At 65.5% G+C, this 21466-nt stretch carries 18 protein-coding genes and 1 other RNA gene; 18 read left to right on the forward strand and 1 reads right to left on the reverse strand.

The annotated features are described in order from the left end of the window. Positions 1 to 7 precede the first annotated feature (7 nt). Together zwf and GLX_RS04240 are read left to right on the forward strand one after the other, a co-directional pair. On the forward strand, positions 8 to 1501 hold the full coding sequence (zwf, locus tag GLX_RS04235) for a glucose-6-phosphate dehydrogenase (RefSeq protein ID WP_014104792.1): 1494 nt from the start codon (positions 8 to 10) through the stop codon (positions 1499 to 1501). After that, the gene (locus tag GLX_RS04240; RefSeq protein WP_041247170.1) at positions 1498 to 1953 is read left to right on the forward strand and encodes a hypothetical protein; all 456 of its coding nucleotides are present in this window, start codon (positions 1498 to 1500) and stop codon (positions 1951 to 1953) included. The genes zwf and GLX_RS04240 overlap by 4 nt, the downstream gene beginning before the upstream one ends. Here GLX_RS04240 and GLX_RS04245 read toward each other — a convergent pair. Further along, positions 1871 to 2911: an alpha/beta hydrolase gene (locus GLX_RS04245; RefSeq protein ID WP_041247171.1), complete on the reverse strand. Its 1041-nt coding sequence runs from the start codon at positions 2909 to 2911 to the stop codon at positions 1871 to 1873. The genes GLX_RS04240 and GLX_RS04245 overlap by 83 nt on opposite strands. Positions 2912 to 3014: 103 nt before the next feature. Between GLX_RS04245 and rnpB the strand changes: the two genes are divergently transcribed. The 16 genes from rnpB (at position 3015) to ftsA (ending at position 21421) form a co-directional block, all read left to right on the forward strand. Continuing rightward, positions 3015 to 3426, forward strand: an RNA gene (rnpB, locus tag GLX_RS16665) — RNase P RNA component class A. A 327-nt stretch (positions 3427 to 3753) separates the two neighbouring features. Then, the gene (mraZ, locus tag GLX_RS04250; RefSeq protein WP_014104794.1) at positions 3754 to 4227 is read left to right on the forward strand and encodes a division/cell wall cluster transcriptional repressor MraZ; all 474 of its coding nucleotides are present in this window, start codon (positions 3754 to 3756) and stop codon (positions 4225 to 4227) included. Further along, the gene (rsmH, locus tag GLX_RS04255; protein ID WP_014104795.1) at positions 4224 to 5225 is read left to right on the forward strand and encodes a 16S rRNA (cytosine(1402)-N(4))-methyltransferase RsmH; all 1002 of its coding nucleotides are present in this window, start codon (positions 4224 to 4226) and stop codon (positions 5223 to 5225) included. Before mraZ ends, rsmH begins: the two co-directional genes overlap by 4 nt. Then, entirely contained in the window at positions 5222 to 6010 is a 789-nt protein-coding gene (ftsL, locus tag GLX_RS04260; RefSeq protein ID WP_014104796.1) for a cell division protein FtsL, read from the forward strand. Before rsmH ends, ftsL begins: the two co-directional genes overlap by 4 nt. Before the next feature lie 40 nt (positions 6011 to 6050). Continuing rightward, complete coding sequence (locus tag GLX_RS04265; protein ID WP_014104797.1) at positions 6051 to 8072, forward strand: peptidoglycan D,D-transpeptidase FtsI family protein; 2022 nt, start codon at positions 6051 to 6053, stop codon at positions 8070 to 8072. Between the two features lie 5 nt (positions 8073 to 8077). Next, complete coding sequence (locus tag GLX_RS04270) at positions 8078 to 9550, forward strand: UDP-N-acetylmuramoyl-L-alanyl-D-glutamate--2,6-diaminopimelate ligase (RefSeq protein ID WP_014104798.1); 1473 nt, start codon at positions 8078 to 8080, stop codon at positions 9548 to 9550. Then, complete coding sequence (locus tag GLX_RS04275; RefSeq protein WP_014104799.1) at positions 9547 to 10938, forward strand: UDP-N-acetylmuramoyl-tripeptide--D-alanyl-D-alanine ligase; 1392 nt, start codon at positions 9547 to 9549, stop codon at positions 10936 to 10938. Before GLX_RS04270 ends, GLX_RS04275 begins: the two co-directional genes overlap by 4 nt. Further along, positions 10938 to 12029, forward strand: coding sequence for a phospho-N-acetylmuramoyl-pentapeptide-transferase (mraY, locus tag GLX_RS04280; protein WP_014104800.1), 1092 nt, complete (start codon positions 10938 to 10940; stop codon positions 12027 to 12029). The genes GLX_RS04275 and mraY overlap by 1 nt, the downstream gene beginning before the upstream one ends. Then, a complete protein-coding gene (gene murD / locus GLX_RS04285; protein WP_014104801.1) occupies positions 12026 to 13426 on the forward strand; it encodes a UDP-N-acetylmuramoyl-L-alanine--D-glutamate ligase in 1401 nt (466 codons plus the stop codon). The genes mraY and murD overlap by 4 nt, the downstream gene beginning before the upstream one ends. Continuing rightward, positions 13423 to 14595 (forward strand): FtsW/RodA/SpoVE family cell cycle protein, encoded by a 1173-nt coding sequence (locus GLX_RS04290; RefSeq protein WP_014104802.1) that lies wholly within the window; start codon positions 13423 to 13425, stop codon positions 14593 to 14595. Before murD ends, GLX_RS04290 begins: the two co-directional genes overlap by 4 nt. After that, on the forward strand, positions 14592 to 15707 hold the full coding sequence (locus GLX_RS04295; protein ID WP_014104803.1) for a UDP-N-acetylglucosamine--N-acetylmuramyl-(pentapeptide) pyrophosphoryl-undecaprenol N-acetylglucosamine transferase: 1116 nt from the start codon (positions 14592 to 14594) through the stop codon (positions 15705 to 15707). Before GLX_RS04290 ends, GLX_RS04295 begins: the two co-directional genes overlap by 4 nt. Before the next feature lie 33 nt (positions 15708 to 15740). Further along, on the forward strand, positions 15741 to 17189 hold the full coding sequence (gene murC / locus GLX_RS04300; protein WP_014104804.1) for a UDP-N-acetylmuramate--L-alanine ligase: 1449 nt from the start codon (positions 15741 to 15743) through the stop codon (positions 17187 to 17189). Beyond that, a complete protein-coding gene (murB, locus tag GLX_RS04305) occupies positions 17186 to 18154 on the forward strand; it encodes a UDP-N-acetylmuramate dehydrogenase (RefSeq protein ID WP_014104805.1) in 969 nt (322 codons plus the stop codon). Before murC ends, murB begins: the two co-directional genes overlap by 4 nt. Then, entirely contained in the window at positions 18151 to 19092 is a 942-nt protein-coding gene (locus GLX_RS04310; protein ID WP_014104806.1) for a D-alanine--D-alanine ligase, read from the forward strand. Before murB ends, GLX_RS04310 begins: the two co-directional genes overlap by 4 nt. Next, positions 19089 to 20021 carry a cell division protein FtsQ/DivIB gene (locus GLX_RS04315; protein ID WP_014104807.1) on the forward strand — a complete coding sequence of 311 codons (933 nt, stop codon included), beginning with the start codon at positions 19089 to 19091 and terminating at the stop codon, positions 20019 to 20021. Before GLX_RS04310 ends, GLX_RS04315 begins: the two co-directional genes overlap by 4 nt. Next, on the forward strand, positions 20018 to 21421 hold the full coding sequence (gene ftsA / locus GLX_RS04320; protein ID WP_014104808.1) for a cell division protein FtsA: 1404 nt from the start codon (positions 20018 to 20020) through the stop codon (positions 21419 to 21421). Before GLX_RS04315 ends, ftsA begins: the two co-directional genes overlap by 4 nt. Positions 21422 to 21466: the final 45 nt, after the last annotated feature.

Genomic DNA, 21466 nt, shown 5'->3' on the forward strand with positions numbered 1-21466 from the left:
ACCTTCCATGGCACATCTTCCCCCCGTTGATACTTTTGACTACATCGTTTTCGGCGGAACAGGTGACCTGACCATGCGCAAGCTGCTGCCTGCGCTCTATCACCGTTACCGTGACGGGCAGATCCCCGATGATTCGCGCATCATCGGCACGGCACGTTCCCCCCTTTCGCGCGCCGACTACCAGCAGCGCGCCACCGACGCCCTGCACGAACACGTCAAGCCCGAGGCGCTGGATGACGCAACCGTCGCCCGCTTTGTGAACATGGTGCATTACGTCAGCCTCAACGGGGCGGAGGCGGATAGCGACTGGCCCACGCTCAAGACCCTGCTGGACAGCGTGCCGCCGGGGCGCATCCGGGTCTACTACCTTGCTACATCCCCCGCCTTGTATGGCCAGATCTGCGAGAACCTGAGCCGCGAGGACCTGATCACGCCGCAGTCGCGCGTGGTGCTGGAAAAGCCGATTGGCACCGACCTTGCCAGCGCGGAGGCGATCAATGATAGCGTTGGCCGTCACTTCCCCGAAAACCAGATCTTCCGCATCGACCACTATCTGGGCAAAGAGACGGTCCAGAACCTGATCGCCCTGCGCTTTGCCAACCCGGTGTTCGAGCGGCTGTGGTCGTGCGATGCGATCGACTACGTGCAGATCACGGCGGCCGAGACCGTGGGCGTGGAAAACCGTGGCCCCTATTACGACCGCTCCGGCGCCCTGCGCGACATGATCCAGAACCACCTGCTGCAGGTGCTCTGCCTTGTAGCGATGGACCCGCCCGTCTCGCTGGGAGCCGACAGCGTGCGGAACGAAAAGCTCAAGGTGTTGCACGCCCTCAAGCCGATCGAGGCGGATGACGTGGCCATCTATACCGCACGCGGGCAGTACATGCGCGGCACCATTGGCGGGCGCGCGGTGAACGGCTACCTCGAAGACCTGGGCGAAGGGATGACCAGCGAGACGGAAACCTTCGTGGCGCTAAAGGCCGAAATCCTGACATGGCGGTGGGGCACGGTGCCGTTCTACCTGCGCTCAGGTAAGCGCATGGCCGAGAAATCAAGCGAGATCGTGATCCAGTTCCGAGGTGCGCCGTGGTCGATCTTCGCCAACCGGCCCGACGCCAACCGCCTGATCATCCGCATCCAGCCCGATGAGGGGATGATGCTCTCGGTTTCGACCAAGGACCCTACGCCCACCGACAGTCTGGCCCTGCGCAAGGCGGACATCAACATCGAGTTCGAGAAGGCGTTCAACATCCGCTATCCCGATGCCTATGAGCGGCTGCTGCTCGATGTGGTGCGTGGCGACCCGATCCTGTTCATCCGCCGCGACGAGGTGGCCGCCGCCTGGCGCTGGATCGACCCGATCCTGCAGGGCTGGAAGGAAAACAAGGCCCCGCTGGAGCCATATGCCTCCGGCACATGGGGGCCGGAGGGGGCGCGCAACCTGCTCTCCCAGTCCGGCCACCTGTGGCATGAGGACATGAAGCAGCAGCCACCCACATGACCCAGGATTCCCCCACCGCCCCCCCGCGCCTTTCCCGCAGACGCGGGCCGGTCACGCTGCGCCAGCGCATCGTGCGCCGGGTGCTCATGATCGTGCCCATGGCCGCCCTGGTCTTTGTGGTCGGCCGCATGGGCTGGCTGGACCAGGCAGCGGACAAGCTGACGTTTTCGCGTACCAGCTGGTTCGACAACACTGCACTGGTCGAGCATTACCGTACCATCGTCACCCATAACGGCATGACATCAGTATCGGGCAACTGCCTGTTGTTTGTACTCAACGGTAACGACCCGCCCGACGCAACGCACATTGATGTAATGGAAAAGCATTCCGGCACCTGCCCCGGTGACCGCAACACCCTGCCCAAGCTGTTTACACTCCAGATTGACCGGATTGACCAGAAAGCACTGACGGACTGGCAGAGTCCGGGCGTGTTCCACCCCCTGCCCCGCTAGCACCACCATTCGCCCGCAGCGCCTGGCGCAGGGCTTCCGCACCGTAACGGATGGCCTCCCGCCCTGCTGGCAGCATAGAATAGAAGTTCAGGAACCCGTGCACCGCGCCACGCCATGTGCGGGTGCGGGCCGGGCTTCCGGCCTGCTGCATGGCGCTTGCGTAACCGGTGCCTTCATCATGCAGCGGATCACACTGCGCCAGCCCGATGACCGCGGGCGCAAGCCCGGCCAGCGAAGGCGCACAGATGGGCGCAAGGCGCGGATCGGTCAGGTCGGCAGCCGTACGGACATACTGCTCGGCATACCATTCCATGAGTTTGGTCGAAAGTACGTAGCCATTGGCATAGACATGGCGCGAAGGCACGTCCCGCACGCCGTAAAGCGAGGGGTAATAGAGCAGTTGCAGGGCCAGTTCCGGCCCGCCCCGATCGCGCGCCATCTGCGCCATGACGGCGGCCAGCGTGCCGCCCGCGCTGTCGCCCGCCACCGCAATCGGCCCGCCCCAGCGATGCGCCTCGCCTGCCAGCCACTGCAGGGCGGCCCAGCAGTCATCCACCGCAACGGGAAAGCGGTGCTCGGGCGCCAGACTGTAGGCAATGGACAGCACGGCCGCCCCAGACTGCCGCGCAAGCCTGCAGCATATGCCGTGATGCGAATTCAGCCCGCAATGCACATACCCGCCTCCATGCATGAACAGCACCACCCCATGCACCCGGCCGTAGGGCACGTACAGTCGCGCGGGCAACAGGCCGTCGCGGCCCGGCACCCGGCAGTCGATCACACGGCGGACCTGTAGCCCGGACAGCTTCATGGGAAAACATGGGCGGTCCAGCCTGTGGCGCATATCCTCCAGCGTATGGGGAACTTGCGTACGGCGGCGCGACCCCACCCACTTCATGCCACCCAGCAACACGCGGGTCAGCAGGTTGGGGCGGCAGGCGGGGGTGGACTGGGTCATAGGCGCACTCCGGCGGCGGAAAACAGGCAGGCGGGCGTAACGGAAACGCCCCCGTATCATTTATCGCTTGACGGCAGGGGCATGCACCGCCAGTTTCCGCATGCCAGACGGTCGGACGGTCGCTGTCGGGTGGTTTGCGCCACGCGATGGAGGAAAGTCCGGGCTCCACGGAAAAACGGTGCCGGCTAACGGCCGGCGGGGGCGACCCCAGGGATAGTGCCACAGAAAACAGACCGCCCTCACGGCAATGTCCGTAGCAATACGGGCAGTGTTGAGGGCAAGGGTGAAACGGTGCGGTAAGAGCGCACCGCATGCATGGTAACATGGATGGCAGGGTAAACCCCACCGGGAGCAAGACCGAATAGGAACGACGGATGGGCCGCAAGGCGCCATCAGGGGTTTTTCGCCCCGTCGTTCGGGTTGGTCGCGCAAGGTGTGCCGCAAGGTACATCTCAGAGGAATGACCGTCTCGCCCCATGGGCGGACAGAACCCGGCTTACAGACCGTCTGGCATTTTTTCCTGTTTCATTGTGCGGGGGCGTCATTGGCGCCCGCTACCCAGAGTTGTTTACAAGTATTAACAACAAAGAACAAACCATAAACACGGCACATTGCTGCCATATTGCATGCCAGTTGGGTTCTTTACCTGCGCAGCGGACTGCCTGTGCTCAAATAACTGTAGTTTTCAGCCATCTTTCTTACATCTTTAATTGACCGCCCATAAAATCCCATGTTATCCCATACCCACGCCGGATAGAGGATGACTGCGGCCCCTGGGCAGCCTTCGCAAGTACGGAATCCACGGCTCCTGAAATTCATGCCAAGGGAGGGCATCGCGCAGCGTGAGTGTATTCCTGGGCACACACCAGAACCGGCTGGATGCAAAAGGACGGGTTTCCATTCCCTCCGCATTCCGCACGGCGTTGCGTGCCAGGGCCAAATCGGGCGAACCGCTGGCCATCCTGCGTCCGTCCCATCTGCATCCCTGCCTTGAGGCATGGCCCGCCGATGCCTTTGCCGCACTGACCCGCCCGCTGGATGAAATGGACATTTTTTCCGAAGACCATGACGACCTCGCCACTGCCCTCTATGCCGACGCCTATCCATTTGAAGCCGACAAGGAAGGCCGCATCCTGCTGCCCGAATCCCTGCGCGCCCATGCGGGCCTGACCGAGCAGGTCACCTTCATGGGGCTGGGCCGCACTTTCCAGATCTGGAACCCGCAGGCGGCGGAAGAACGCCGCAGCGCCGCACGCGCCCGCGCACGCAGCCTGACGGCGGGCCGGGGCGCCGCCAACACGGGCACGCCGTCATGAACGCTTCCTTCCCCCCCCACGACCCCGGGCATGTACCCGTCATGCTGGCCGAGGTAATGGACTACCTTGCCCCCCATGATGGCGGCCGTTACGTGGATGGCACGTTTGGCGGCGGCGGCTATGCGCGCGCCATCCTGGCATCAAGCGCCTGCCAGCTCTGGGGCATTGACCGCGATCCCGCAGCCATTACGCGCGGCCGGGCATTGGCCCCGGCTTACGTGGCGGCCGATGGCACGCAGCGCCTGCACCTGCTGCACGGCGGCTTTGCCGATATGGCCGCGCTGCTGGCGGAAGCGGGTGTTGCGCGGGTGGATGGCATCGTGCTCGACCTCGGCGTGTCATCCTACCAGATTGACGAGGCGGATCGCGGCTTCTCCTTCCGCATGGACGGGCCGCTGGACATGCGCATGGGCGATACCGGTCCCACGGCGGCCGATGTGGTCAATACCCTGCCCGAAGATGAACTGGCAGACATCATCTACCATTATGGCGAGGAACGGCTTTCACGCCGGGTTGCGCGCGCCATCGTGGCGGCCCGCGCCGAATCGCCCCTGCTGCGGACCGGGCAACTGGCTGATGTCGTGCGCTCGGTGGTCAGGCCCGACCGCTCGGGCATCGACCCCGCCACCCGCACGTTCCAGGGGCTGCGCATTCACGTCAATGACGAACTGGGCCAGATCCACCGCGTGCTGGAACAGGCACCGCGCCTGCTGGCACCAGGCGGACGGCTGGTTGTCGTATCGTTCCATTCTCTGGAAGACAGGCTGGTCAAGCAGGCCATGGCGCAGGCCGCGGGGCGTATGCCTGCGCCCTCCCGCCATGATCCGCGCGCCATGACGGAACGCGCCGGCCCTACAGGATTCAGGCTCCTGACCGGACGCCCGATCCGACCGGGAGAAGAAGAGACCCGCCGTAATCCACGCGCACGCAGCGCAAGACTGCGCGCGATGGAATGCATTGCCCCCCTCCCCCTTGCAGAATTGGAACCTGCCGGATGAGTCGGTTAGTCACCCTGTTCTTTGCCGTGGTGGCAGCGGTATCTGGCCTGTTTCTTTACAACAAGAAACAGCAGACAACCGCGCTTGACCACCAGATCGCCCAGATCGTGGAGCAAACGGAGCATACCCGTTCCCAGACAGCGATGCTGCGCGCCGAATGGGCAATGCTCAACCAGCCAGACCGGCTGGGTACGCTGGCCAGCCGTTATGACAGGGGACTGCAGCCGGTCACCCCCACCCAGTTCGTGCAGATGGCCGCACTGGCCGACCACATGCCCGCAGTCGGCAGCCAGCCCGCCCATCCGGCCCCGGCACCGCGCGCGACCATGGTGGCCACCCTTGCGGCTGACCACGTGCAGGCCACCATGCATGACGCCGCAGTGGCCCCGGTTTCCCATGCGCCCCCCCCCGCGCCCGCGCCCGTACCGGTGGCGGCCCACACGCCTGCACCCCGCCATGCCGAGCCGCAGCCCGTGGCGCATGACGCCCTGGCCCGCGCCCTGGCGCAGAATGATACGCATAATGATCCGCGCCCTGCCCCGCGCATGGCGGACCATGTCCGTGCACCCGAGCGCGTGGCGGTGGCCGAACCCCCGCACACGCCCACCCTGCGTGACAGCATCGTATCCGGCCCGCGCGTAACCACCGCCAGCTACCACCCGCATACCACCGCCATAGCCGATGCAGCGTGGCACCCTGCGGCCGCCCCACGCCTGATGGGCAGCAGTTCGCTGGGTACGCCACATGTCACCGCCCTGCCCCCCCCGGTGCCCGTCAGTAACTGATCCCATCCTTCGACCGGTTTCCCCCCGGCCCGGAACGTAAATGAACAGCTTTTCCCATGACCAGACCCAGGGCGCGCAGGCTTCCCGGCCCGTAACGGGAAGCCTGCGCATCCAGTTGGCCGAGCAGCGCATGCATGCGCGGTTGCTGGTTCTGGCGGGCGTGTTCTGTGTCCTGTTCTCGGCCATTGGCCTCAAGCTGACAGTTGCCACCATCATCCGCCCCATGCCGCCGCAGCAGCAGCAGATCGCCCCGCAGGTTCCCCCCATCCCCAAAAGCGACCCAAAGGGGATGATCGCAGGCGATGTGGCGCTGCCGCAGGTGCACCGGGCCTCGATTATCGACCGCACGGGGCAGGTTCTGGCCATGTCGCTGCCGGTGGCGCAGGTCTATGCCAACCCGCAGGAAATGATCGACGCGGCGGATGCGGCGCATAAGCTGAAGGGCGCGCTGCCCACGCTGGACGAGGCTGAGACCCGGCGGCGGCTGTCGCTCAACAAGCAGTTCGTCTATCTGGCGCGCGACATTTCCCCGGCACAGGAACTGGCCGTCAACAACCTTGGCATCCCCGGTATCTATTTTGAACCCGGCGAGCGCCGCCGCTACCCCATGGGCCGGGTGGCGGCCCAGATCCTGGGCGGTGTGGATATTGACGATCACGGCGTGGCGGGGGTCGAGCGCTTCTTTGACAAACGCCTGGACGGGGACCGCACGCCACTGCGCCTATCGGTTGATGTGCGGGTGCAGAACGTAGTGCATGACGAACTCCAGTCCGCCATGGACACGTTCCAGGCCATTGGCGCCTGCGCCATCGTGATGGATGTCCATACCGGCGAGATCATAACCATGGTCAGCCTGCCAGATTACGATGCCAACGACTTTGGTCGCGCAGCGCCCGATGCACGCTTCAACCGCGCCGTTACGGGCATGTACGAACCCGGTTCGACCTTCAAGCTCCAGACCACCGCCATGGCGCTGCAGGAAGGGATAGCCCATATCTGGGACCGCTTTTCCAGCACGCCGATCAAGATCGGGCGCTTTACCATTTCGGACATGAAGAACGACCATTTCGACCCGTGGCTGACCTTGCCCGAGGTGATGGCCTATTCCTCCAACCCCGCCGCTGCCCACATCGCCCTTGATGCAGGCGCCACCCGCCAGCAGGACTGGCTGCGCCAGATGGGCTTCTTCTCACGCGTGCCTGTTGAACTGCCTGAAGCCGGGCGGCCCATCATTCCGTCCGTCGCCAACTGGGGTGTTTCCACCACCATGACCGTGGCATTCGGCCATGGCGTGGCCGAACCACCACTTTCCATCGTGCGTGGCACGGCAGCCACGGCCAATGGTGGCTACCTGCTGCGACCCACGCTGGTGGCAAGCCAGGCCGCCAGCGCCGATGCAACCGACGGCGCGCCCGATACCGCGCAGGCCATCCCGCCCGATGCGCAGCGGCTCATTTCTGCCGCCAATTCCGACATCCTGCGCAAGATCCTGCGGCTGGACGTGGTCAAGGGCACGGGCGGAAAAGCGGAATCGCCGGGCTATTACGTAGGCGGCAAGACCGGTACGGCAGAGAAGATCGGCCCGCATGGCGGCTACCTCAAGCATGTGAATGTGTCGGCCTTTACCGGTATTTTCCCCATGAATGCGCCGCACTACGCCATCTATGTCATGCTCGACAGCCCCAAGCCCACCGCCCAGACCCATGGCTGGACCACGGCGGGGTGGAACGCGGCCCCCACGGCATCGCACATGATCACGCGCATCGCCCCCATGCTGGGCCTGTTTCCCGATACGGAGCATGCGGCTGCGATCGAGGCCTCGCTGGCCATTCCCATGAAGCCCGCCGTGCCACGTGGCTACCGCGCGCTGGGGCCGGGTAACGACCCCGGTACCGCTCACCTGCATGAGCGTGAGCATGAACATACCAGCCAAGGTGCCGGACACCCGCATCATGCCCGCCCCCATGATGCAGCGCAGGCCGCCCAGCTTGCGGGCCATACCGAACACGCGGCCAATGACCTGCCCGGACCACCCGGCCACCATATGCGTGACAGGGGCTGAAACCGATGCTGCTGAGTGAACTCCTGCAACGCGAGGGGCTGGATGGCGCGCGGGTTACCCATGCATCGAAAACCGACATCCACGCCATCTCCCCCGATAGCCGCCGGATCGGCCCGGGCATGATCTTTGCCGCCCTGCGCGGCACGCATGCGGACGGGCGCGCCCATATTGCCCAGGCCATGGCACAGGGTGCTGCCGCCGTGCTGGTGGAGCACGACCCTGCCTTCACCCCGCCGCCGGGTGTGACCTGCATCGTGGCGGCAGATGCGCGTGCGGCGCTGGCACACATCGCCCGCGTGCTGACACCCCGACTGCCCACGCATATCGCCGCTATAACCGGTACCAACGGCAAGACCAGCACGGCGGAATTCCTGCGCCAGATATGGACCCTGTTGGCCCTGCCTGCCGCAACCATCGGCACGCTGGGCGCACTGGCCCCCTGCCCGCTACCCGATTGCGGCCCCGTACTGACCACACCGGACAGCGTGGGGCTGATGTGCCTTCTGGGCGCCATGGCACAGGCGGGGGTGGAACATGTGGCGGTCGAGGCCTCATCACACGGGCTGGAGCAGCGCAGGCTGGACGGGCTGCGCCCCTATGCAGCAGGGTTCAGCAACCTGACACGCGACCATCTGGACTATCACGGCACGACCGAACACTACCGCGCAGCCAAGTTGCGCCTGTTCGACACGATCCTGCCCGAAGGAGGCATTGCCGCCTTCAATGCGGATATGGATACGGCCACCTGCACCGCCCTGCGCATGATCGCGGCCCGGCGCGGGCTGGTCGTGCGCACGACGGGGGTGCGGGGCGAGACCCTGCGTCTTATGGACGTGCGGCCCATGCCGGCGGGGCAGATCGTGCAGGTCATGACCCCGACGGGCCGACGGGAAATGGAAGTGCCGCTGGTCGGCCGTTTCCAGGTGGACAACATGCTGCTGGCCTGTGCCATGGCAGGCGCGGATGACAATGCACCCGAGCGTGCCGTCAGCCTGCTGCCCCGCCTGCACGGCGTGCGCGGGCGCCTGGAGCGCGTGGGTGTGCTGGATAACGGGGCGGCCGCCTATGTTGATTACGCCCATACGCCAGACGCCATCGAGCGCCTGCTGTGCTCCCTGCGGCCCCATACGCCGGGCCGACTTGTTATTGTAATGGGAGCTGGCGGCGACCGTGACCGGGGCAAGCGGCCGGTGATGGGCGAAGTCGCAACCCGTCTGGCCGACCGGGTGATCGTAACCGATGACAATCCGCGCACGGAAGTCGCCGCCGCCATTCGCGCCGCCATCATGGCAGCCGCACCGGGTGCGACCGAGATCGGTGACCGGCGGCAGGCCATTGCCACGGGCCTTGGGCTGCTGGGAGCGGGGGACGTGCTGGTGGTGGCAGGCAAGGGCCATGAGCAGGGCCAGACAATCGGCCACGACGTGCTGCCATTTGACGATGCCACGGTAATCCGTGACCTGATGGGGACTGAATGACACTGCTATGGAACCGCGCGGACCTGCTGGCCGCCACATCGGGGCGGTTCGCGGCTCCCCCCGGCGCAGATATCGCAGGCACTGGCGTCTCGATCGACACGCGTACGCTGCAACCGGGCGATGTGTTCATCGCGCTGCGCGGCGAGAACAGCAACGGGCATGACCATGTGGCCCGCGCGCTGCAAGCCGGCGCGGCCTGCGTGGTGGCGCATGAGGACTGCGGGGCGGACCCGCGCATCCTGCGCGTGACTGATACACTGGCCGCCATGCAGGCCATGGCGCGTTACGCCCGCGCGCGCTTCGGCGGCCGCATGCTGGCCGTGACCGGCAGCGTAGGCAAGACATCGGTCAAGGACATGCTGCACGCGGCCCTTGCCGCCTGTGGCCCCACGCATTGTGCCGTGGCGTCCTACAACAACCACTGGGGCGTGCCACTTACACTGGCGCGGCTGCCTGCCGATGCCGCGTACTGCGTATGCGAGATCGGGATGAACCACGCAGGCGAGATCGCGCCGCTGGCCGCCATGGTGCGGCCAGATGTGGCGGTGGTGACAACGGTCGCCTCATCCCATCTCGGGCTCATGGGCAGTGTGGACGCCATTGCGCGCGAGAAGGCCGAGATTCTGCTGGCCCTGCCCAAAGGCGGTACTGGCATCATTCCCGATGGCGTAACCGGCCAGGTGTATTTTGAACACAATGCCGCCCGCGCGGGTGCCGCATTGTGGCGGGCAGGCATGCAGGCGGGGTGCGCCATCGTGCCCGGCGCGGTGCAGGCCACGGCAACGGGCAGCGATTTCAGCCTGAGCATGCCGAGCTGGCAGGGGCGCGCGCATGTTGGCGCACCCGGCCGGCACATGGCCGCCAACGCCATGCTAGCGCTGGGGGCGGCCTGCGCCGCGGGGGCCGACATGGCGCGCGCGGTGGCGGGCCTTGCCACCTTCCGCCCCGGTGCGGGGCGTGGCGCCATGGTACGGGTGATGCAGGACAAGGTTGCCCTGCTTGATGAAAGCTACAATGCCTCCCCCGCCTCCGTTCAGGCGGCTCTGGACCTGCTGGGACTTGTTGCCGCCGGGCGGCGCGTTGCCGTTGTGGGTGACATGCTTGAACTGGGCGCGTTTGCGGGGCATGAGCATGTCTCCCTCCTTCCTGCCGTCCGCGCAAACGCGGATATTGTCTTCTGTTGCGGCCCGAATATGAAAAAACTCTACGACAGCCTGCCTCCTTCCCTGCAGGGGGCATGGACCCCTGATTCCGCGCAGCTTGCCCCGCTGGTGCGCGCGGCCCTGCGCGCAGGGGATACCGTCATGGTCAAGGGCAGCCTTGGCAGCCGCATGCGCCATGTCGTTACCGCCTTACAGGCGGATGATGCGCGGGTGGGACCGGCCTGATGCTGTATGACCTGTTCCAGCAGCATGCCACGGCCCATACCTCCGTGCTCAACCTGTTCCGCTACATCACGTTCCGCGCAGGCGCCGCATGCCTGACCGCGCTGGTAATCAGCCTATGTCTGGGCAACCCGCTGATCGCGCAGTTGCGCCGCATCCAGCGCGGTGGCCAGCCGATCCGCGCGCTGGGGCCGGAGCGGCACCTGATTGAAAAGGTGGGCACGCCAACCATGGGCGGCGTGCTGATCCTGCTCTCGCTATTTGGTTCCACCCTTTTGTGGGCGGACCTGACCAACGGGTTTGTCTGGGCGGTGATGCTGACCACGCTGGCCTTTGGCGCGGTCGGCTTTGCCGATGATTATCTCAAGCTCTCACGCCGCAATACCGATGGCGTTTCCAAACGGATGCGGCTGGGGTGCGAGTTCGGGGCCTCGCTGATTGGCGGGATCTGGCTGGAACACATGATGCCGCCCGACCTTGCCAACCACCTCGCCTTCCCGTTCGTCAAGGACCTGCTGCTGCCGTTGGGCTACGCCTTCCCGCTGTTTGCCATGATCACCATTACCGGGTTTGGCAACGCCGTGAACTTTACCGACGGGCTGGACGGGCTGGCCATCGTGCCGGTCATTGTGGCGGCTCTTGTGTTCGCGCTGATTTCCTATCTGGTGGGCAACCATGTATTTGCCGACTACCTGCAACTGCACGCCGTGCCCGGCACGGGGGAACTTGGGGTGTTCTGTTCCGCACTGGTGGGGGCGGGGCTTGGCTTCCTGTGGTTCAACGCGCCGCCAGCCGCCGTGTTCATGGGGGATACGGGATCACTTGCGCTGGGTGGCGCGCTGGGGGCAGTGGCCATCGCGGTCAAGCACGAACTGGTACTGTGCATCGTGGGTGGGCTGTTTGTGGTGGAGACGCTCTCGGTCATCATTCAGGTGTTCTGGTACAAGCGCACCGGGCGGCGAGTGTTCCTGATGGCGCCGCTGCACCACCATTTCGAGAAAAAAGGCTGGGCGGAATCCAAGATCGTGATCCGCTTCTGGATCGTGTCCATCGTGCTGGGGCTGTGTGGTCTGGCCACGCTGAAACTGCGGTGAACACGTCCTTCCCTCCCACCCTGTTCGCGGGCCACCACTACGGGGTGGTGGGCCTGGGCCGCAACGGCAATGCTGCCGTGGCCGCCCTGCTGGCCATGGGGGCCAGCGTGCAGGCATGGGATGACAGTGCCACCAGCCGTGAAGCACTACCTGTCCACCCGCGACTGAAGGTTGAACCCTTCACGACCATGATCGGGCTTGCGGGGCTGGTGCTCTCTCCGGGCATTGCGCATATCCTGCCCACCCCCCACCCGCTTGCGCGCATGGCGGTTGCGGCGGGGGTGCCCATCGTGTCGGATGCGGAACTGCTGTTCCGCGCCGTGCGGGCGGCAGGCAGCCGCGCGCGGTTTGCGGGCATTACCGGCACCAATGGCAAATCGACCACCACGGTCCTGCTGGCGCACATGCTGGCCAGTTGCGGCATACCTGTTGCAGCAGGCGGCAACCTTGGCCCGGCTGCCCTGGCGCTACCGCTCCTGCCTGATGACGGGGTGTACGTGCTGGAAATGTCGAGCTACATGCTCGAACGCCTGGACCGGCTGCATTTCGATGCTGCCTGCCTGCTTAACCTGACACCCGACCACCTTGATCGCCATGGCGACATGGCCGGCTACACGGCGGCCAAGCTGCATGTGTTCGACCATCAGCACGCGGGTGATCTGGCGGTGCTGGGGGCAACCCTGCCCGATTACGCACGCCTGCACCGCTTCCTTGCGGCAACCCGCGTGCGCATTGCCTGCGTAAGCGGGGCGGATGTGGAACAGTGCGACTATTACTGCACCCCCCATGCGCTGTGTGACCGGAATGGCGTAATTACCGATCTGGACCACGTGACGGACCTGCCCGGCACCCATAACCGCGAGAACGCGGCCGCCGCCACTGCCATGGCGCTGCATCTGGGCATGCCACGGACAGACGTGAAAGCGGCACTGGTCTCGTTCAGCGCGCTGGACCACCGGCAGAAACTGGTGGGGCAGATTAACGGCGTGCGCTTCATCAATGACAGTAAGGCCACCAATGCCGATGCGACGGCGCGTGCGCTGGTCTGCCACGAACGGCTGGTCTGGATTGCGGGCGGCACGGCGAAGGCGGGCGGGATAGGGGAACTGGCCCCCCTGTTCGGCCATGTGGCCCTTGCGCTGCTGATCGGGCGCGACGCGCCGGTGCTGGCGGCAACGCTGGCGCAGCACGATGTGCCCTACCGCATTGTCGATACGCTTGAGCGCGCGGTGCCACAGGCGCTGGGGGCCGCGCGCACGCTGGGGGTGGATGTGGTCATACTCTCGCCTGCCTGCGCCAGTTTTGACCAGTTCAGCGGGTTTGAAGCTCGCGGCGCGCGTTTTGCGGCACTGGTGCATGACCTGGCCCATGGGGCAGATGGAACCATGACGGGATGAGCAACCTGTCGCGCATCAACACTTCCAATGCCGCAAAGTGGTGGCGGAGCATCGACCGGGTCACGCTGATCTGCGTGGGTATCCTGATCGGGTTCGGCTATATCCTGATGCTGGCGGCCAGCCCGGCGGTGGCGGTGCGTATCGGTGCCTCACGCGATATGTTTATCTTCAAGCAGGTCTGCTTCCTGCTCCTTGCACTGGTGATCGTCATCGTCACGTCGCGCCTGTCATTGCGCGGGGTGCGGCTTACAGCGTGGATCGGGTTTGCGCTGGCGCTGGGGGCAACGTTCCTTACCCTTGTGCATGGCATCGAGATCAAGGGGGCGCGGCGGTGGATCGCACTGCCCATGATGTCGGTCCAGCCATCGGAATTCCTCAAGCCATTCTTTGCCGTGATCACGGCATGGCTACTGACGCAGCGCAGCGTGAAAACGCATTTCCCCGGCATGATCATAGCGCTGGGGCTGTTCGGAATTGTGCTGTTCCTGCTCAAGTCCCAGCCCGATATCGGTATGCTGAGCGTGATTACCACGGTATTCTTGGCCCAGCTTTTCCTTGATGGCATGAGCCTGTTCCTGGTGGGTGCGGGCGTGGCTAGCATGGTGGCGGCGTTTGTGGGGGCTTATATGGTGTTCCCGCATGTGCGCTCGCGCGTGGAGCGCTTCCTCCACCCCGCCGTAGGTGACCATTACCAGATCGATACCGCACTGCGCGCCTTTGGCAATGGCGGCCTGCTGGGACGTGGTCCCGGCGAGGGACGGGTGAAGGACCTGCTGCCCGATGCCCATGCCGACTTCGTATTCGCCGTGGCGGGGGAAGAATTCGGCATGCTGATCTGCCTGTTCATCATTGGCGTGTTCGCCACCATCGTCATCCGCACGCTTCTACGCCTGCTGCATGAGAAAGACCCCTTCATCGCGGTGGCCACGGCGGGGCTGGTCACGGGGTTCGGGCTACAGGCATTCGTCAACATGGGTTCGACCCTGCACCTTATTCCCACCAAGGGCATGACGCTGCCTTTCATCTCCTATGGTGGTTCCTCCGCCATGTCGGTTGCGCTTACAATCGGCATGGTTCTGGCACTGACCCGCAACCGGGTGGGAGATGACCTGCTGTTCGGTTCGGTCTCATCGCCACCTTCATCACCATCGCAGAAAGTCCCGTCATGACCCGTCACTGCATTGCCGTTGCGGCCGGTGGTACCGGCGGCCACTTCTTTCCCGCCGAAGCGCTGGCCTGCGAACTGGTGCGCCGGGGGCATGACATCATCCTCATGACCGACCGGCGCGCGGGCACGCGCAAAACCGGCGTCTTTGCCGGGCGCCAGCAGTTTATCCTGCCGGGTGCCGGCATTGCGGGGCGCGGCATGGTGCGCGCAACCCGGGCAGCCCTTGCACTGGCGCGTGGCACCGCACAGGCGCGCGGCATACTGGGGCGCATCCGGCCGGCCGCCATCATTGGTTTCGGAGGGTATCCGTCCGTGCCGCCGCTGCTGGCGGGCAGCCTCCTGCCAAAAGCGCAGCGCCCGCTCCTGTTCCTGCATGAAGGCAATGCGGTGCTGGGCAAGGCTAACGGCTTCCTGGCGGGAAGGATGGACGGGATCGCCACGTCCTTCCCCGTGGTGGCGGGCGTGCCTGCGGGCGTGCCCACTACCCTGACCGGCATGCCCGTACGGCGTGATATCGCAGCCCTGGGGGGGGAAGGCTATGTCCCCTCCAACGGAGTCATCAACCTGCTGGTCTGGGGCGGGTCTCTGGGGGCGCGCGTGTTCAGCGATGTCGTGCCGCCAGCGCTCGCCGCCCTGCCCCCTGCCCTGCGCGCACGCGTGCAGGTGACCCAGCAGGCACGGGCCGAGGATGTGGACCGGGTCGGTGCCGCCTACCGCACGGCTGGCATTCCCGCCATTGTCGCCCCCTTCCTGAGCGACGTGCCCGAACTGCTGCATACCGCCCATCTGGTGATCGGTCGCGCCGGTGGCTCATCGGTGGCGGAGCTTACGGTGGCGGGCCGCCCGTCGCTGCTGGTACCGCTCCCCATTGCCGCACGCGATGAACAGGGTGCCAACGCGCAGGCGCTGGAGGATGCAGGGGCGGCTTGGATGATCCGCCAGCCGCAGTTTACCCCGCAGGCGCTGACCGAACGGCTGGTCAGCCTGCTGGCCGACCGCGACCTGCTGGCCCGCACGGCACAGGCCGCCGCGGGCCTTGGCCGCCCCGATGCCGCCGCCCGTCTGGCCGACATGATAGAAGCCCGCTTGCCTGACCGGCCCCACGCCGCTTAATTCCCGCCTGCGCGTATACGGAGACCTGACCCCATGAGAGCCCTGCCCCTTTCCATTGGCACCATCCACTTTGTCGGCATTGGCGGCATCGGCATGTCCGGTATTGCCGAAGTGCTGCACATGCTTGGCTACGCGGTGCAGGGTTCCGACATTGCCGAAAATGCGAATGTCACCCGCCTGCGCGCGGCGGGCATTCCCGTCACCATCGGCCATGATGCAGCCAACCTTGGCAATGCGCAGGTGGTGGTGACATCAACCGCCGTGCAGCGCGACAACCCCGAGGTCGTGGCCGCGCGCGCGCGCCTGATCCCGGTGGTGCGGCGGGCGGAGATGCTGGCTGAACTGATGCGCCTGCGCTGGTCGGTGGCGGTTGGCGGCACGCATGGCAAGACCACCACCACCAGCCTTGTTGCCGCTGTGCTGGAAGCGGCAAAGCTGGACCCCACGGTCATCAACGGCGGCATTATCGAAGCCTATGGCACCAACACCCGCATGGGTTCAGGCGACTGGATGGTGGTGGAAGCCGATGAGAGCGATGGCTCGTTCCTGCGCCTGCCCTCCGTCATTACGGTCGTGACCAACATGGACCCCGAGCACCTGGACCACTGGGGCACGGAAGAGGCCATGCAGGCGGCGTATGACCAGTTTGTCTCCAACATCCCGTTCTACGGCTTTGCAGTACTGTGCATCGACCACCCGGCAGTCCAGCAGATGATCCCGCGCCTGTCGGATCACCGGATCATCACCTACGGCTTCTCACCACAGGCGGACGTGCGCGCGGAAAAGGTGATTACCGACAAACTGGGCGCAACCTTCGAGGTCGTGATTACCAACCGTACCCGCAACCGCTCACGCCGGGCGGGGCCGTTCCGCCTGCCCATGCTGGGCCACCACAACGTGCAGAACGCGCTGGCGGCCATTGCGGTGGGTACCGAGATGGAAATAGACGACGCCACCATCCGCTCCGCCTTTGCCGCCTTCCGTGGGGTCAAGCGCCGCTTTACCCGCACGGGCGAGACCGGGGGCATCACCATCATCGACGATTACGGCCACCACCCGGTAGAGATTGCGGCCGTGCTGAAGGCGGCGCGCCAGGCCGGTGCGGGCAATGTAATAGCGGTGATGCAGCCGCACCGCTATTCCCGCCTCAAGAGCCTGTTCAACGAGTTCTGCACCTGCATGAACGATGCGGGCACCGTGATCATAGCCGATGTGTATGCCGCAGGCGAAAAGCCAATTGAAGGCATTGACCGCGATGCGCTGGTCGAGGGTCTGCGTGAGCGGGGCCATCGCTCCGTTGTGCCCCTGCCCGGCCCCGAGCACCTGGCGGAGATGATCAACGCCATCGCCCGCCCAGGTGACTTTGTAGTGTGCCTGGGCGCAGGCAGCATCACCAACTGGGCGCAGGCACTGCCCGCCCAGCTTGCCGACCTGCAGGGCATTGCCCATGCTCCCGCCCAGAAGGCGGATGCCCATTCATGACCGACACCCCCGCCCCCCTGCCGCAATGGGCACAGGTTCTGGATACGGATGATTTCCGCCCCCATGGCCGCCTGACACCGCAGGCCAGGCTTGGCGCGCGCACGTGGTTCCGCGTGGGCGGGGCGGCGGAACTGCTGTTCCAGCCCGCCAGCGCCGATGACCTGGCGCAGGTGATGAAGCGCTTACCGCTGGAAGTGCCCGTCCTGCCGCTTGGGGCATGCTCCAACGTGATCGTGCGCGATGGCGGGATTGACGGGATGGTCATCCGCATGGCGCGTGGTTTTTCCACCATTGCGCGCGATGGTGAGGGGCTGGTGGCAGGCGCTGCATGCCTTGACATGACGGTGGCCGAACACGCGGCGGAGGCCGGGCTGTCGGGGCTGGAATTCCTTGCCGGCATTCCCGGCTCCATCGGGGGGGCGGTGGCGATGAATGCCGGGGCCTACGGGTCGGATATGGCAGCGGTGCTGGACTGGGTGGAAATAATCACGCGCGACGGGCGGCTCCTGCGCCTGCCCGCCGCATCGCTTGATTTTGGCTACCGGCACGCAACCCTGCCCCCGCAGTCCGTTGTCGTGCGGGTTAGGCTTGCGGGGGTGGGGGCACCAGCCGCCATCATCCGCCAGCGCATTGAGGAAATACGCGCAGCGCGTGAAGCCGCGCAACCCGTGCGTGCCCGCACCGGGGGCTCCACCTTCCGCAACCCCGACCCGGACGAATCGGGGCGCAAGGCATGGGAACTGATTGATGCCGCGGGCTGTCGCGGCCTGCGGGTGGGAGGGGCCCAGATGAGCGAGAAACACTGCAACTTCATGCTCAATACCGGTAATGCCACCGCCGCCGACCTGGAAGGGTTGGGCGATGAGGTCCGCCGCCGGGTGCTTGGGCATACCGGGGTAAGCCTGCGCTGGGAGATCAGACGAATCGGCTGCCCGGCCCATGTCGGTACGGGAGCCCGCGCATGAGCCGCCGCCAGATTGCCGTGCTGATGGGTGGCATGTCCGCCGAGCGTGAGGTCAGCCTGGACAGCGGGCGCAACGTGGCCCAGGCCCTGCGTGGGCTTGGCCATGACGTGCGCTGCATCGACGCTGGGGCCGACCTGTCCGCTATCGTGCGCGACCTGCATGACCACAGGCCCGACGCCGTGTTCAACGCCCTGCATGGCCGCTTTGGCGAGGATGGGGCGATCCAGGGCGTGCTGGACTGGATGGGCATCGCCTACACCCATTCCGGCGTGCGGGCGTCGGCTACGGCCATGGACAAGGATGCCGCGCGCACGGTATTTGCCGCCGCCGGCCTGCCGGTCGCCACTGGCATGCTGCTCACACCGGCGGAACTGGGAAAAGCCGATCCCCTGCCCGCGCCCTATGTGGTCAAGCCGGTCAATGAAGGGTCATCGGTGGGGGTGGAAATCGTGCATGCGGGCAGCAACCGCCGCATGGCCATTGCCCAAGGCTGGGCGCACGGCCCCCACGTACTGGTGGAGGAATACATTCCCGGTCGGGAACTGACCGTGGGCGTGCTCGATGACCGTGCCCTGACGGTAACCGACATAACCCCTGCCGCCACCGGTCCCAGCTTTTACGATTACGAGGCCAAATACGCAGTCGGCGGCTCCCGCCACGAACTGCCAGCGCGAATCCACCCCGACGCCTTTGCACAGGCGCAGGCCCTTGCGCTGGCCGCCCACCGCGCCCTGGGCTGCCGGGGGGCCAGCCGTACCGATTTCCGTTATGATGACACAGCCAACCCCGACGCGCCGGGGCGCCTGGTTATTCTGGAAACCAATACCCAGCCGGGCATGACCCCCACATCCCTCCTGCCTGAACAGGCGGCAAGCCTGGGCATGGACTACGCAACCCTGTGCCAGTGGATGATTGACCACGCGACCTGTCGTACATGAGGCGACCAAGCGACAGCAGTGACCGGCCTTCGCGGCTTTCCATCTTCCTGCGCCGCCAGAAACGCCTGATACGCCCCCTTCTGGTGCTGGCGGTTATGGTGGCGCTGGGAGCCGGGGGGGTAACGGCACTGCGGCATGTTGGCTCTGACGCCCGGTTCGCGGCACTGCGCGGGCGCATCATCAACATGCTGCCCCTGCGCGTGACCGAGATTGACGTGACCGGCTGCGTCCTGACCAGCGAGGCCGCACTCCAGCAGGCACTGGGCGTGCGCACGGGGGACTTCATACTGGGCTTTTCCGTCACGGCCGCGCGCGAGCGGATCGACGCGCTGCCCTTTGTTGACCATTCCGTGGTGGAGCGGCACCTGCCGGGCACCATCATCATCCATCTGTTCGAGCGCCGTCCCTTTGCCGTATGGCAAAATCACGGACATTTTATGCTGATCGACCGCGAAGGCAACCAGGTGCGCGACCAGGGCATGACCGGCAAGGATGCCGAAGCCTTCATGCAACTGCCACTGGTGGTGGGGCCGGACGCCAACACGGCGGCGGCGGCGCTGATTGATGAGCTTTCCGCCCAGCCCGAAGTGCGCGCCCACGTGGCGGCCGCGGCGCGCGTGGGGCAGCGCCGGTGGAACCTGACATTGCGCAACGGCACCACCGTGCTCCTGCCCGAAGGGCAGGAAGTCGCCGCCCTGAAGCGGCTTGCACAACTGCAGGAAAATATCAGAATACTGGACCGGCCAGTCATTGCCATAGACATGCGCCTGCCCGACCGCCTGATCATACGTGAATCTCCCCTTGCCCCGGGCGACAATGAGCGCGACAAGGACGACACGCAGCCACAGGCGGCCCCCACGGGCACGCAGGCGCCTGATGTGCCATGGCTTTCTTTACCCGATACCGGCCCAAGACGGAGGCGGGCATGACCTACCCAGCGCCGGGACCGCTCAAGGCGAGCCTTCCCGCAACACGCACGGCAGCCAATCCTCCCGTCCCCGCGATAAAAGGGATGGGCAACGTACCCGCACGGGTGCCGCGCGCCCGTTCGGGCACCGCCCTTGTACCGGCAGGCGAGCGGGCGCCCACGCGCAAGCTGCGGACCGGACCATTCAGCGTGCTCGATATCGGCTCGACCAAGATTGTCTGCCTGATCGGTCGGGGGGAGCCTGACAACACCATCCGTATCCTCGGCCACGGGTGGCGACGTTCGCACGGGGTACGCTCGGGCGGGATCGTGGACCTGCGCGAGGCGGAAAGTGCTATCCGCGCCGCCGTGGCGCAGGCCGAGGATATGGCGACGGAACGCCGGGATTCCATTTTCGTCAACCTGTCGTGTGGCCACCCCGAAAGCCGGCACATCAACGCGCGCTGGCCCATAGGCGGGCGCGAGATCACGAAGACCGATGTCAGCCGCATCATTGCCGAGGCCCGCGCCCGTGCCCTGACCGAAGGGCGCTCGGCCATCCATACCCTGCCGCTGGATTACGCGGTGGATGACACGCAGGAAGTGCTCGACCCGCGCGGGCACCTGTGCGACCTGCTCTCGGCGCGGCTGCATGTGATCGACGCCAACACCACGGCGCTGCGCAACCTTGAAGCCGTACTCTCACGCGTGGAACTCAAGATCGAGGGGATGGTCTCCTCCCCGCTTGCCTCCGGGCTTGCGGTAATGAACGAGGACGAACGCAACCTGGGTGCGACGGTGGTGGACATGGGCGGCGGCACCACATCCATCGGGGTGTTTGGCGAAGGGCGGCTGCTGCATACCGCAACAATTCCCGTAGGCGGGCTGCACATCACGCGCGATATCGCCCACGGGCTTTCCACCTCCATCGACAATGCCGAGCGGCTCAAGACCATCCACGGCTCGGCCGAACTGCTGGCTGGCGACGACCATGACCCGATCCTTGTGCAACTGATCGGTGACAACGACCATCATTACGTCAAAATTCCACGGGCAAAGATCGTATCGATCATTCACCCCCGCGTTGAGGAAACCCTGGAAATGGTACGTGACAGGTTGGAAATGGCCGCTGTCGGCCCCGCATCCGACGGTCGGGTCATCCTGACCGGGGGAGGATCGCTGCTGGAGGGAATCGGACCGATGGCGGCGCGCATCCTCAACCGGCAGGTCCGCCTTGGCCGCCCACGCCGAATTGTAGGTCTGCCGGAAAACCCGGCGACGTGGCCGATGTTCTCCACATCGGCGGGACTGCTGGCATGGGCCGCAGGCGCCGCCGATGAAATGGGCGAACCCGACACGCGCAACGCGCGGCCCGACAGTCTTGTGAGACGTTTTGTAGATTTCATCCGTGACAGGGTATAAACTTGTACGGAAACCATTTATTGTACTTTAGTTACTAGAATGCCC

The sequence above is a fragment of the Komagataeibacter medellinensis NBRC 3288 genome, from assembly GCF_000182745.2.
Taxonomy (GTDB): domain Bacteria; phylum Pseudomonadota; class Alphaproteobacteria; order Acetobacterales; family Acetobacteraceae; genus Komagataeibacter; species Komagataeibacter medellinensis.